Consider the following 13033-nt stretch of genomic DNA (forward strand, 5'->3'; position numbering starts at 1 on the left):
TGACCGCGTCGTGACTCGTCGGGCAGCTAGAGGAGTGACGGCACCTCAGGCGCGGCAACCTCCCGCGCCGCCCGTTCCAACGCGCTCGCCAGCAGCGCCAGGTCCGTCGGCCCGTTCCCCAACTCCCGTACGGGACGGCGCGTCGGCGGATCGCCCATCCGCTGCCACTCCAGGGGAACGACCGTCGGCCGCAGCGTCGCCGTGCGCGGGATGCGGCCGGTGACCCGACCGCCCTGGAAGGGCGTGAGCCGTCCGTCGGGCCGGGTCAGCCGGCCGCGCCCCGGCGCCGGTTCGTCCGGCCCCGCGGTGGGCGCGTCGAGGGTGACGCGGAGGGAGGCCCTCCGCGCGGGTTCCGTCTCCGCCGTACGGCCCCCGGGGCCCGCCGCGGCCACGAGGTGGACGCCGAGCCGCTCGCCTTCCCGGGCCACCGCCTCCAGCGCACGCATCACGGACCCGGCCGCGGGCCGTCCCGGCGAGCCCAGCGGGGGCGACACCAGGGCGTCCAGATCGTCGACGACCACGACGAGCCGGGGCAGCGGCGGCCCCGCCTCCGCCTCCCGGCGAGCTGCGGGCCGCAGCCGCAGGGTGGAACTGGGCGGGGTGTCGAGATCCCCGGCACCGGCCGTGCTCGCCGAGCGCTGGGCGACCATCCGGCCCGACACCACACGCCCGGTGTGCCATTCCGTGAAGTCCGACCGGCCGAGCAGCTCGCCACGCCGCTTCAGCTCGGCCGACAGGGACTGCGCGAACTCCCGCATACGGACCGGGTCGTTGGCGAGGAGATGGGTGGTGACATGCGGAATGTCCGTACAGACGCGCAGTCCGTCGCCGGGCCCACGGCCCGCGCTCACGCCGTCCCGGCCGTCCATCAGGACCATGCTCAGCCGGTCCGGCCGCTCGGCCGCGGCGAGCGAGGCGACGATCGCCCGCAGCAGTTCCGTACGTCCGCTGCCCGGCGGGCCCTCGACCAGCAGGTGCGGGCCCTCGGTGACGAGGTCCACGCCGACCGGCCCGCGCGGCCCGGCGCCGAGCACGGCGCACGCCCGGCCGCCGAGCGCCTCGGTGTCGTCGGCCGCGTCCGCCCAGCGTGCCATCAGCGACGCCGGCGTGGCCCGGGCCAGCCCCAGCTCGTCCAGCAGCCGCGCCGCCTGCGGCAACGGCGCCGACACGCGCGCGTGCCGCCCATCGGCGGCGGCATCCGTCCGCAGCGGCGCCAGCGCCCGCGCGAACCGCTCCGCCCACGCGGGGGAGACGGCGTCCACGGCGGCCACCGTGCCGTGCCCGACGGGGCCCGGCCGGTCGCCCTGCGCTGTCCCCGCCCGTGCGACCCGCAGCAGCCGCAACGCCGTCGCCACGTCACCGCTGAGCAGCGCGACGGCCCCGCACTCCCGGAACGCCGGCGCCACCGCGCAGGCCGCCTCGTACGTTTCGGTGACGGGTGAGGCGGGCGAGGCGGGGTCCGTCTCGGCCAGACACACCACGTGGATGCCGGCGCGGGGGCCCTCCACGACCAGCCGCGTCACCGCGTCCCGCAGTCCCGCACCGCCTGGATCGCCGTCCACGACGACCACGGTGTACGGCCCCGCGAAGCCGCCGCCCGGCTCCTCGCCCTCCGGCCCGTCGTCCCGGGCCCAGGAGGGGCGTCGAGGGGGAGTGGCGGGGGCGGCGCCGGCGGGTGGTGTGCTGTTCGGCCGCTCGGGGAGGTGGTCCGCCGGGCGGGGGGCCGGGTGGGCGGTGCCGCGGGGCCGGGTGGCGCTCGGCCGGTCCGCGAGGTGGTCCTCCAGGCGGCGCAGGAGTTCGTCGGTGCGGGCCGCGGCCTGTTCGCGGTCGTGGGCGAGGAGGAGGCGGCAGTCCTGGCCGTGCGCCGGGCGGACATGCGGAAGCCAGCCGAGCCAGGACCACTCGGCGGTGCGCTCCTCGACGGAGCGCGAGCGGTCCGTGCTGATCAGGATGATTTCCAGGGCATCGGGCGCGTGCAGGGCGGCGAGCTGGGCCAGCACCGCGCGCGCCAGCCCGGCCAGTCGGGGGCGCGGCCCGGCCAGGCCCAGCGCCCCGGCCTCGCGCAGGTCGGCGGTCACCGGCACCGCGGGCAGCAGTCCGGAACCGTCGGGCGCGGCCCGGTCGGCCGTGCCGAGCCGCACGGTGAGCGCCTCCGGATGGCCCGGCCCGCGCTCCCACAGCCGCGGCCCCGGCCCCAGGGCCGTCAGCAGCAGGGCCGCCGGGTCCGGCCATGTCTCCGGTGCCGTGGCCCCGGCGGCGGGCCCCGCCGCTCCGGCGGCCGCTTCGGCGTCGTACACCCCGCGTCGTCCGGTCGCCCCCTGCTCGGCCCGCCCACCCGCCAGCCGCCGCGCCCACGCCGTGAGCCCTCCGCGCCTGCGCACGCCCTGCGGTACGTCCATGCCCCGCAGCGGGGTGCCCTTGCGGCGGCCCTCGTCGGCCGGCACGCCGTCGAGGTGTCCTACGCCGAATCCGGCGTGCGTCTCACCGCCGGGGGGCGCCGCCGGGCCGGAGCCCGGGTGCGGGTCGGGGTGCAGATCCTGTCGGGTCTCGATCCGTGGAGCGCCGCCCTGCTCCGGCACGAGGGGCGCCTCGCCGGGCCCGTGCTCCGAGCCGCCGGGCGCTGCGGCGGACGTGGGGAAGGGGCGGCGGCCGTCCTGGGGTGCACCGCCCGGGGGTGTCCGCCGGCTCTCGGGGGGTGCGGCTGCTGGGGTGCTCCGGCGGCTGTCCTGAGCCGTGGCTGCGTGATCCGACCGCGGGTTGGACCGCCTGTCCTGTGCCGTGCCCGCCGGATTCGACCGCAGCTCGTCGTGAACCGTGCCCGCCGACGGCTCGCCCTGCGTCGCGCCACCACGCCCCCCGCTCGCCGAACCGTCGTCCCCCCGCTCGCCCGGCGCTTCCAGGTCCGCCGCCGGGCCGTAGGCGTGCCGGGTCCCGTCGGTCGGGGTGTTCGCGCGCGCGTGGGTCTCGTCCGGGGTCGGAGACACCCGTACGTGTCCTTCACCGTCAGGGGTCGTCCGCATCCGCGCACCCGGCCCCCCAGCGGGCGCGAGCCGCAGGGCCGACTCGCCGATCCGCAGCAGCACGCCCGGTGCGAAGCGGACCGGACGGGTGCCCACGCGCGTGCCGTCCAGGGTGGTTCCGTTCGTGGAGCCGAGGTCGGCGACCGAGATACGGCCAGCGGTGTCGAGGGTCACCGCGCAGTGCAGCCGGGAGACGTCCGGGTCGTCGAGCGGGACGTCGGCGTCGGCGGAGCGGCCGATGCGGATCTGGCCGCCGTGCAGCAGATGGACGCCGCCGGCGTCGGGGCCGGCGATCACGTCGAGGCGGGCCGGGGCGTCGTCCACCTCGGGGTGCGGCTCGGGCTCGCACGGAGCGCCCACGGACAGGACGGCGCCGTCGAGCAGCGGGGGCTCGCCCAGCGTGCAGCGCTGTGGGTCGAGGCGCTCCGCACCGGCGTACAGCACCACGGCTCCGGACAGCGGGGCGCCGCCGTCTCCGGAGACCGCCGAGGCCAGCGCCGAGGCCACCGCCGACAGAGCCGTGCCGGCCGGGGCCGTGACCAGCACGTCGCGGCTCGCGGCGCGGCCCTGCGCGTCGGCGGGCGCGGGCGGGCCCAGCGGGTCTACGACGGTCAGCCGGATCTGCATCGCCGTCAGCGGTCCCTTCTGCGCGGGCGCCCGCGGAACGGGGCCGAGGCCGCCCCGCGGTCCCCCACCGCGGACTTCCCCCACCACCACACGAGCACGTCGGCCAGTACTGGAGGCATCCTCGCACCTGCCACTGACAACGCGCCCGCCGCCCGCCGTCAAGTGATCTTGATTGGTCGGCTCTGCCCGCAAAAGTGACTGACCAGGGCCGTGCGGATGACCGCTTGAGATCGGTCACGTCCGGGTCCGGCAACCAACGGATCGGGTCGAGCGTCTTTCCTTCGAACATGTACCGGAGTGATGTGCCGGAACAAGTACCGGAACAAGTACCGGAACAAGTACGGAGCGTGTACCGGAACCAGACGGGAACCCGTCCGTAGGCCGCATGGACAGACGACAGCCCGGTACCGAGGGCTGCGGCACTACAGTGGGTCGGAAACAGTGGGTCGGAACACGCAAGCAAGCAGCAGGGAGCGCATGACGTGCGGCCGGTAGGCAGCAAGTACCTGCTCGAGGAGCCGCTCGGACGCGGCGCCACGGGCACCGTCTGGCGAGCCCGCCAGCGGGAGACCGCGGGTGCCGAGGCGGCCGTGCCCGGACAGCCCGGTGAGACCGTCGCGATCAAGGTCCTCAAGGAGGAGCTCGCGAGCGATCCCGATGTCGTGATGCGGTTCCTGCGGGAGCGGTCCGTCCTGCTCCGCCTGACCCACCCGAACATCGTGCGGGTCCGCGACCTGGTCGTCGAGGGCGATCTGCTGGCCCTGGTCATGGACCTCGTCGACGGCCCCGACCTGCACCGCCACCTGCGTGAGAACGGCCCCTTCACGCCCGTCGCGGCCGCCCTGCTCACCGCGCAGATCGCCGACGCGCTGGCCGCCAGCCACGCCGACGGCGTCGTCCACCGCGACCTGAAGCCGGCGAACGTCCTGCTCCAGCAGCACGGCGGCCAGATGCACCCGCTGCTGACCGACTTCGGCATCGCCCGGCTCGCCGACTCACCCGGCCTCACCCGCACGCAGGAGTTCGTGGGCACGCCCGCGTACGTGGCACCGGAGTCCGCCGAGGGTCGCCCGCAGACCTCGGCCGTCGACATCTACGGCGCCGGCATCCTGCTGTACGAGCTGGTCACCGGTCGGCCGCCGTTCTCCGGCAGCTCCGCCCTGGAGGTGCTGCACCAGCACCTGAGCGCGGAACCGCGCCGCCCCTCCACGGTTCCCGAACCGCTGTGGACGGTCATAGAGCGCTGCCTGCGCAAGAACCCCGACGAACGGCCCAGCGCCGAGAACCTCGCACGCGGGCTGCGGGTCGTCGCCGAGGGCGTGGGCGTGCACGCGAACTCCGCGCAGATCGCTGCGGCCGAGGGCGTTGCCGCGCTCCTCGCACCCGACCCGGCGCCCGCGCCCGTGCCCGGAGCGCCGGGTGCCGCCGACCCGACGCAGGTGCTGCCGCACGGATCGGCGGGGGCGGGGGCGTACGACCCGAACGGCGCGACCAGCGTGCTGCCGCACACCGGGGGCCCGGCGGGCGCTGCCGACCCCACCGCCGTACTGCCGAACACCGGGGCCGCCGACCCGACCGCGGTGATGCCGCCGGTGCCGCCGAACCAGCCCGGCGGGCAGCAGGGGCAGCAGCCCGACCAGCCGCACCCTTGGCAGTCGCAGCTGCGTGCCGCGCGCGACCGCAACGAGCAGACGCAGGTCCAGTACCTCGACCCCAGCGAGGACCCGCTGCGCCGCCGCCCGCAGCGGCAGGTCGCCCGGCCGCAGCAGCAGCCGCGGCCGGCGCAGCAGCCCCAGCGGCGTCCGCAGCAGGGGCCGCCGCCCGGGTACGGCCATCCGCAGCAGCAACAGCCGCAGCAGTACGCCCCGCCGTCGCACCAGCAGCCCCAGCGGTATGCCCCTGCGCCCACGCCCGAGCCGCAGCGGCCGGCGCGTGAGCCGCGGCAGCCGCGGCAGCGCAGTGCCAATCCGATGCGGATTCCCGGGCTGGGCTGCCTGAAGGGGTGCCTGTTCACGATCGTCATCCTGTTCGTCGCAGGCTGGCTGATCTGGGAGCTGAGCCCGTTGCAGGAGTGGATCGGCACGGGCAAGGGCTACTGGGAGCAGCTCAAGGACTGGTTCACCACGGTGACGGGATGGATCGGGGATCTGGGCGGGGACTCCGGGACCTCTGGGGGCTCCGGGAGCACGTCCACGCAGTAGCGGGTGTGTTGATTTGTCGACACCTGGCGGGTGATTTCCGCCTCCTCGGTGAAGGTTGGCTCCTCGGACGCGTAGTTTTAGCGACAACACGCGTCTGTAGGAGCAGCCTTGGCACGGAAGATCGGCAGCCGGTACACCGCGAACCAGATCCTGGGACGTGGCAGCGCCGGCACGGTGTGGCTGGGCGAGGGACCCGACGGTCCCGTCGCCATCAAGCTGCTGCGCGAGGACCTCGCGTCAGACCAGGAGCTCGTCGGACGCTTCGTGCAGGAGCGCACCGCCCTGCTCGGCCTCGAGCACCCCAACGTCGTCTCGGTCCGCGACCTGGTGGTGGACGGCAACGACCTCGCGCTCGTCATGGACCTGGTCCGAGGCACGGACCTGCGCACCCGGCTGGAACGCGAGCGGCGGCTGTCCCCCGAGGCGGCCGTCGCGATCGTGGCCGACGTGGCGGAGGGGCTGGCGGCGGCGCACGCGGCGGGGGTCGTCCACCGCGACGTGAAGCCGGAGAACGTCCTGCTGGACATGCAGGGCCCGCTGGGCCCCGGGGGCTCGCATCGAGCGCTGCTCACGGACTTCGGCGTGGCCAAGCTGATCGATTCTCCACGGCGGACGCGCGCCACGAAGATCATCGGTACGCCGGACTACCTGGCGCCCGAGATCGTGGAGGGGCTGCCGCCGCGGGCCGCGGTCGACATCTACGCGCTGGCGACCGTGCTGTACGAGCTGCTGGCCGGGTTCACGCCGTTCGGCGGCGGCCACCCGGGCGCGGTGCTGCGCCGGCATGTGACGGAGACGGTCGTCCCCCTTCCCGGCATCCCCGACGAGCTGTGGCAGCTGATCGTGCAGTGCCTGGCGAAGGGACCGGCGTCCCGGTTGCGGGCGTCGGAGCTGGCGGCGCGGCTGCGGGAGCAGCTTCCGGCGCTGGCGGGCACGCCGCCGCTGGATGTGGACGAGCCGGACGTGGAGGACGGCGACGTCCCGGCCGAGGCGGCGCCGGTGGCGGGGGAGCCGGAGATGCCGGTACGGGTGCGGCGGGGGGCCGTGCCCCTGGTACCCGGCGCGAAGCCCGACTCCAACCGTGACACGCATACGTCGATGAGGGTGCCGGCCCCGGACGAGCTGGCGGGCGGTGCGCGGGGGACGGCACGGGCACCGCGCGCGACGGGCGCCCCGCGCCCCGGTTCGGCCCGCCACAAGGCCACCACCCGTCGCCGCCGCCTCACCCTGGCCGCGGCGACGCTGGCCCTCGCGGCCGCGGTGGGCACCGGCACCTGGCTGGCCACGTCGGGCGACGACGCGGGGGCAACGCCGCAGGACACGAAAAACTCGGCGCCACCGCCGCCCTGAGCAGGGGCGTTTCTGTACTGGGCTGTACTGGGCGTTCCTTTCCAGCCCGGGCCAGGTACAACCAGCCCGTTGGGGGTGCCCCCTCTGGGGGAGTTTGAGGACGAGGCCCGTTCAGGGCCGAAACGGGGGTCTGGGGGCGGAGCCCCCAGCGAGGCCCGCACCGACGCCGGGTGCGCCCCAGCCCGACGCTCACCCGGCACTCACTCCCCGGCGGAGCCGTTACGCTGGGAGCGTGGCAGTCGTCGATGTATCCGAAGAGCTCAAGTCCCTCTCCTCGACCATGGAGTCGATCGAGGCCGTTCTGGACCTCGACAGGCTGAGGGCAGACATCGCCGTGCTCGAGGAGCAGGCAGCCGCGCCGTCCCTGTGGGACAACCCGGACGAGGCGCAGAAGATCACCAGCAAGCTCTCCCACCTCCAGGCCGAGGTCAGGAAGGCGGAGGCGCTGCGCGGGCGGATCGACGATCTTGCCGTGCTGTTCGAGATGGCCGAGGAGGAGGACGACCCGGACACCCGTGCCGAGGCGGAGTCCGAGCTCGCCGCCGTCCGGAAGGCGCTGGACGAGATGGAAGTGCGGACGCTGCTCAGCGGGGAGTACGACGCCCGTGAGGCGCTCGTCAACATCCGCGCCGAGGCCGGTGGCGTCGACGCCGCCGACTTCGCCGAGCGGCTCCAGCGAATGTACCTGCGGTGGGCCGAGCAGCACGGCTACAAGACCGAGGTCTACGAGACGTCGTACGCCGAAGAGGCCGGCATCAAGTCGACCACCTTCGCCGTCCAGGTGCCGTACGCCTACGGCACCCTCTCCGTCGAGCAGGGCACCCACCGCCTCGTGCGCATCTCGCCCTTCGACAACCAGGGGCGCCGGCAGACCTCCTTCGCCGGTGTGGAAGTGCTTCCCGTCGTCGAGCAGTCCGACCACGTCGAGATCGACGAGTCCGAACTGCGCATCGACGTCTACCGGTCCTCCGGGCCGGGTGGTCAGGGCGTCAACACCACCGACTCCGCGGTGCGCATCACGCACCTGCCGACCGGCATCGTCGTCTCCTGCCAGAACGAGCGGTCGCAGATCCAGAACAAGGCCACGGCCATGAACGTCCTTCAGGCCAAGCTGCTGGAGCGGCGCCGCCAGGAGGAGCAGGCCAAGATGGACGCCCTCAAGGGCGACGGCGGCAACTCCTGGGGCAACCAGATGCGTTCGTACGTGCTGCACCCGTACCAGATGGTCAAGGACCTGCGCACCGAGCACGAAGTCGGCAACCCCGAGGCCGTGTTCAACGGCGAGATCGACGGGTTCCTGGAGGCTGGAATTCGCTGGCGCAAGCAGCAGGAGAAGTAAGCGAAGCGTTTTGTCGACAAGGCAACTGCCGCCCTTTCGGCGGCAGTTGCCTTTTCTGTTCCTGCATGTCTGGGTTTTACATCACACTCACACGCTTTAACCCCCGGCAAAGAAGGCGTAACTGGACATCGCGCGCGCACCGGCCTTGACGTTGCTTTGAAAAATGGGAAGGGTGAAGCGTGGCATGCGTATCTCTGGGGCGCATGTGAACCGGGGGGCTTCACCATAGCTGTCTCCGTCGATCACGGCCCCGAGCGCCGCCTCACTGACGATCAGCTACTGGGGGTAGCAACCACATGACCAACAAGACGCGGATCCGTATCGCGCGGCTCGCTGCCGGTGCGGTGATCGCCGCCGGCGCTTCGCTGACCGCCGCGGGTGCCGCTTCCGCGGACGACTGCGGCTTCCTGGGTATCGGGTGCGCCACGCCGTCCCCGACGCCGACCGAGCTTCCCACGGACCCGCCGGTGCCGACGGACCTGCCGACGGACCCGACGGATCTTCCGACGGATCCCACGGACCTGCCGACCGATCCCACGGATGAGCCCACCGAGCCCACCGAGGAGCCGACGGAGGAGCCCACCGAAGAGCCGACGGAGGAGCCGACCGACGAGCCGACCGGCGGCCCGGGCAACGGGAACGGTGGCGGCAACAACAACACCGACCCCGACGGCGGCTCCGGCGACGCCGCCCAGGGTGAGGGCGACTCGGCCCTCACCGACACCGGTACGGAGCCCTCGGCCGACACCTCGGCCCAGGGTGGCGGCGAGGAGCTCGCCGAGACGGGTGCCGCGCAGACCACGTTCCTGGTCATCGGTGCCGCCACGATGATCGCCGGCGGTATCGGCTTCCGTGTGCTGCCGCGTCTCGTGGGCGGCCGTGGTGGTGCGGCTGCCTGACGGTAGCCGTCAGTAGTCACCGTCGTACGGAACGCACGCACGACGTACAGCGAAGGGCCCGGAGCGCAGGCTCCGGGCCCTTCGTATGTCTCTGACAGTCGCTGTCTCCGACGGCCGCGCGGATTACCGGATCACGCGGTCTGGTGCGCCAGCAGAGCCACCGCCGCGATCAGCACCGCGAGCAGCGCGATCAGCGTCATCGGGTTCAGCGCGGCGAACGGGTTCTCCTGCTGCAGCCGCTCGCGGTTGGCCCGGCACACGGGGCAGCGGCCCTCGCTGACGGGCGACGCACAATTCGCGCACACCAGCCGGTCGTACGTCATGCGCTCGCCCTCCTAGCCAACGGTTCCACCGGGACAACGCTTGTAGGTACGTGAATGTTCCCCACTCCACTGTGCCAGGTTCCTCCGGAGGGTGCGCGGGGCGGTCCGATAGGGGTGGTTTTGCGTTGTCTCGCGGCTGCGGGTTGTGGGGGCTGGTCGCGCCCACGCGGCGGAGCCGCATGTCGACACAGCCCCGCGCCCCTTGGGGACGCCGCACCGCAGTCTTCAAGAGGCACCGTCCCTCACAAAAATGTACAACCCCGGTACAACCCCTCCCGGCGACTGCGCACCCCCACCCGGGTCGCGTATGGTCACGCACATCTACCCCCGGCGACCCGTGGTGCATCCGTGATCCGATTCGACAACGTCTCCAAGGTCTACCCCAAGCAGACCCGCCCCGCACTCAGGGATGTCTCCCTGGAAGTGGAGAAGGGCGAGTTCGTGTTCCTCGTGGGGTCCTCCGGCTCCGGAAAGTCCACCTTCCTGCGGCTGGTCCTCCGCGAGGAGCGGGCCAGTCACGGGCAGGTGCACGTCCTGGGCAAGGACCTCGCCCGTCTGTCCAACTGGAAGGTGCCGCACATGCGGCGGCAGTTGGGGACGGTGTTCCAGGACTTCCGGCTGCTGCCGAACAAGACGGTCGGCGAGAACGTCGCGTTCGCGCAGGAGGTCATCGGCAAGTCGCGCGGTGAGATCCGCAAGTCCGTGCCGCAGGTGCTCGAACTGGTCGGGCTCGGCGGCAAGGAGGACCGGATGCCGGGCGAGCTGTCCGGTGGTGAACAGCAGCGCGTCGCCATCGCGCGGGCCTTCGTCAACCGGCCCAAGCTGCTGATCGCCGACGAGCCCACGGGCAACCTCGACCCGCAGACCTCGGTCGGCATCATGAAGCTGCTCGACCGCATCAACCGGACGGGCACCACTGTGGTGATGGCGACGCACGACCAGAACATCGTGGACCAGATGCGCAAGCGCGTCATCGAGCTGGAGAAGGGCCGCCTCGTCCGCGACCAGGCCCGCGGCGTCTACGGCTACCAGCACTGAGACAGCAACCGCAGACCCCTCGCAGACGTCCACGGAAAGGCTTGAAGCAGACGCCATGCGCGCCCAGTTCGTTCTGTCGGAGATCGGTGTCGGTCTCCGCCGCAATCTGACGATGACCTTCGCGGTCATCGTCTCGGTCGCCCTGTCCCTGGCCCTGTTCGGCGGTTCGCTGCTGATGAGCGACCAGGTGAACACCATGAAGGGCTACTGGTACGACAAGGTCAACGTCTCGATCTTCCTCTGCAACAAGAGCGACGCCGAGTCCGACCCCAACTGCGCCAAGGGTGCGGTCACCGGGGAGCAGAAGGAGCAGATCCTCACCGACCTCAAGAAGATGTCGGTCGTCGACACGGTGACGCACGAGTCGCAGGACCAGGCGTACAAGCACTACAAGGAGCAGTTCGGCGACTCCCCGCTGGCCAGCTCCCTCACGCCGGACCAGATGCAGGAGTCGTACCGCATCAAGCTGAAGGACCCGGAGAAGTACCAAGTCATCGCGACCGCCTTCAACGGGCGGGACGGTGTGCAGTCGGTGCAGGACCAAAAGGGCATTCTGGACAATCTGTTCGGGCTGCTCAACGGCATGAACTGGGCCGCGCGCGCGGTGATGGCGCTCATGCTGGTCGTCGCGCTGATGCTGATCGTCAACACCGTGCGCGTCTCGGCGTTCAGCCGACGGCGTGAGACCGGGATCATGCGCCTGGTCGGCGCCTCGGGCTTCTACATCCAGGCGCCGTTCATCATGGAGGCCGCGGTCGCCGGACTCATCGGCGGCGGTGTCGCCTGCGCGTTCCTGGTGATCGCGCGGTACTTCATCATCGATCACGGGCTCGCGCTGTCCGAGAAGCTGAATCTGATCAACTTCATTGGCTGGGACGCCGTTCTGACGAAGCTCCCACTCATTCTTGCGACAAGTCTGCTGATGCCTGCCTTGGCCGCGTTCTTCGCGTTGCGCAAGTACCTGAAGGTGTGACGCATGCCAAGAGGGCCGTACGGTCAACCCGCCGTGCGGCCCTTCGCGTTGTCCTAGACTCACCGGCATGTCAGGTCCCGACCCGTTCTGTCAGCCCCGCCGCCTGCGCCGTGGGGCCGCCCTGACATTGGTGTTCGCGAGCGTGCTCGTCGCCGGTGCGGCCACGGGCTCGCTGCCGACGTCGGACCGCAAGCCCACCCCCGGCGCCACCCGTACCGCCGCCTCCGCAGCCCGGCCGGACGAGGTCACCGAGGCCGCCGCCGAGGCCATGGCCGAGGGCAAGTCCCCGATGGAGGCCGCGCAGCGCGCCGTCAGCCGTAGCGGGGACCGCTGGGACGCCGTCTACTCCCGGGGTGAGTACGAGGAGTTCGAGGAGGCCCTCGACGGCGAGTACACCGGCGTCGGACTGTCGGCGCGGCGCGAGCGGGACGGCCGGATCAAGGTGACCGAGGTGGCCGCCGGTTCACCCGCGGCCGCGGCCGGCATCCGCGCGGGCGACCGGCTGCGCAGCATCGACGGCACGAAGGTCGACGGGCGTCCCGTCACCGAGGTCGTCTCCTTACTGCGCGGTGACGCCATCGACGCGGCCGCCGGGACGTCCGTCCGCCTCGGTCTGGAGCGCGGCACGCGCGCGTGGACCCAGGCCCTGCACCGGGCCCGCCTCTCCACCGACTCCGTGACCTCCCAGAAGCTCTCCGACGACGTCACCGCCATCAGGGTCGGCGCCTTCACCAAGGGCTCCGGCGACATCGTCCGCAACGCCGTACGACAGGCCCCGGCCGCCTCCGGGATCATCCTCGACCTGCGCGGCAACTCCGGCGGCCTGGTCACCGAGGCCGTCACCGCCGCCTCCGCCTTCCTCGACGGCGGCCTGGTCGCCACCTACGACATCGACGGCGAGCAGCGCGCCCTGCACGCCGAACCCGGCGGCGACACCACCAGACCCCTGGTCGCGCTCGTCGACGGCGGCACGATGAGCGCGGCCGAGCTGCTCACCGGCGCCCTGCAGGACCGCGGCCGCGCGGTCGTCGTGGGCTCCCGCACCTTCGGCAAGGGCTCGGTCCAGATGCCGAGCCGGCTGCCCGACGGCTCCGTCGCCGAGCTGACCGTCGGCCACTACCGCACGCCCGCCGGCCGCAGCGTCGACGGCCACGGCATCACCCCTGACCTGGAGGCCGACCGGCAGGCGCTGCAGCGGGCGGAGACGGTCCTGACGGGTCTCGGTCAGTAGCCGCCCGCACCGTAAATCGGCTTCCCCCGGAC

General features: G+C 72.6%; 9 protein-coding genes. 7 read left to right on the top strand and 2 right to left on the bottom strand.

The window, feature by feature from the left end; translation table 11 throughout:
* Positions 1–26 precede the first annotated feature (26 nt).
* Entirely contained in the window at positions 27–3647 is a 3621-nt protein-coding gene (locus ACKTSN_RS28910) for an FHA domain-containing protein (protein WP_409474950.1), read from the bottom strand.
* 482 nt (positions 3648–4129) lie between these two features.
* Between ACKTSN_RS28910 and ACKTSN_RS28915 the strand changes: the two genes are divergently transcribed.
* The 4 genes from ACKTSN_RS28915 (at position 4130) to ACKTSN_RS28930 (ending at position 9436) form a co-directional block, all read left to right on the top strand.
* A complete protein-coding gene (locus ACKTSN_RS28915) occupies positions 4130–5848 on the top strand; it encodes a serine/threonine-protein kinase (protein ID WP_409471784.1) in 1719 nt (572 codons plus the stop codon).
* A 108-nt stretch (positions 5849–5956) separates the two neighbouring features.
* Positions 5957–7198, top strand: a complete 1242-nt coding sequence (locus tag ACKTSN_RS28920) for a serine/threonine-protein kinase (RefSeq protein ID WP_409471785.1) — start codon at positions 5957–5959, stop codon at positions 7196–7198.
* A gap of 232 nt (positions 7199–7430) precedes the next feature.
* Positions 7431–8537: a peptide chain release factor 2 gene (gene prfB / locus ACKTSN_RS28925; protein WP_409471786.1), complete on the top strand. Its 1107-nt coding sequence runs from the start codon at positions 7431–7433 to the stop codon at positions 8535–8537.
* Positions 8538–8833: 296 nt separating this feature from the next.
* Positions 8834–9436, top strand: a complete 603-nt coding sequence (locus ACKTSN_RS28930) for a hypothetical protein (protein ID WP_409471787.1) — start codon at positions 8834–8836, stop codon at positions 9434–9436.
* 131 nt (positions 9437–9567) lie between these two features.
* On the opposite strand, the gene ACKTSN_RS28935 is transcribed toward ACKTSN_RS28930, so the two are convergent.
* Positions 9568–9759: a hypothetical protein gene (locus ACKTSN_RS28935; protein ID WP_129799790.1), complete on the bottom strand. Its 192-nt coding sequence runs from the start codon at positions 9757–9759 to the stop codon at positions 9568–9570.
* Between the two features lie 348 nt (positions 9760–10107).
* On the opposite strand from ACKTSN_RS28935, the gene ftsE reads away from it, so the two are divergent.
* From ftsE to ACKTSN_RS28950, 3 genes are all read left to right on the top strand, one after another.
* Positions 10108–10797: a cell division ATP-binding protein FtsE gene (ftsE, locus tag ACKTSN_RS28940; RefSeq protein WP_129799789.1), complete on the top strand. Its 690-nt coding sequence runs from the start codon at positions 10108–10110 to the stop codon at positions 10795–10797.
* Positions 10798–10852: 55 nt separating this feature from the next.
* Positions 10853–11770 (top strand): permease-like cell division protein FtsX, encoded by a 918-nt coding sequence (gene ftsX, locus ACKTSN_RS28945; RefSeq protein ID WP_409471788.1) that lies wholly within the window; start codon positions 10853–10855, stop codon positions 11768–11770.
* Positions 11771–11837: 67 nt separating this feature from the next.
* Positions 11838–13001: a S41 family peptidase gene (locus tag ACKTSN_RS28950; RefSeq protein ID WP_409471789.1), complete on the top strand. Its 1164-nt coding sequence runs from the start codon at positions 11838–11840 to the stop codon at positions 12999–13001.
* The last annotated feature ends 32 nt before the right edge of the window (positions 13002–13033 follow it).

This window comes from Streptomyces flavusporus, assembly GCF_046267975.1.
GTDB classification, from domain to species: Bacteria; Actinomycetota; Actinomycetes; order Streptomycetales; family Streptomycetaceae; genus Streptomyces; species Streptomyces flavusporus.

What these genes read in the sequence shown, in the direction of transcription:
- ACKTSN_RS28910 (WP_409474950.1), bottom strand. Translation starts at nt 3,647, where the DNA reads ATGCAGATCCGGCTGACCGTCGTAGACCCGCTGGGCCCGCCCGCGCCC.
- ACKTSN_RS28930 (WP_409471787.1), top strand. Translation starts at nt 8,834, where the DNA reads ATGACCAACAAGACGCGGATCCGTATCGCGCGGCTCGCTGCCGGTGCG.
- ACKTSN_RS28935 (WP_129799790.1), bottom strand. Translation starts at nt 9,759, where the DNA reads ATGACGTACGACCGGCTGGTGTGCGCGAATTGTGCGTCGCCCGTCAGC.
- ftsX (WP_409471788.1), top strand. Translation starts at nt 10,853, where the DNA reads ATGCGCGCCCAGTTCGTTCTGTCGGAGATCGGTGTCGGTCTCCGCCGC.
- ACKTSN_RS28950 (WP_409471789.1), top strand. Translation starts at nt 11,838, where the DNA reads ATGTCAGGTCCCGACCCGTTCTGTCAGCCCCGCCGCCTGCGCCGTGGG.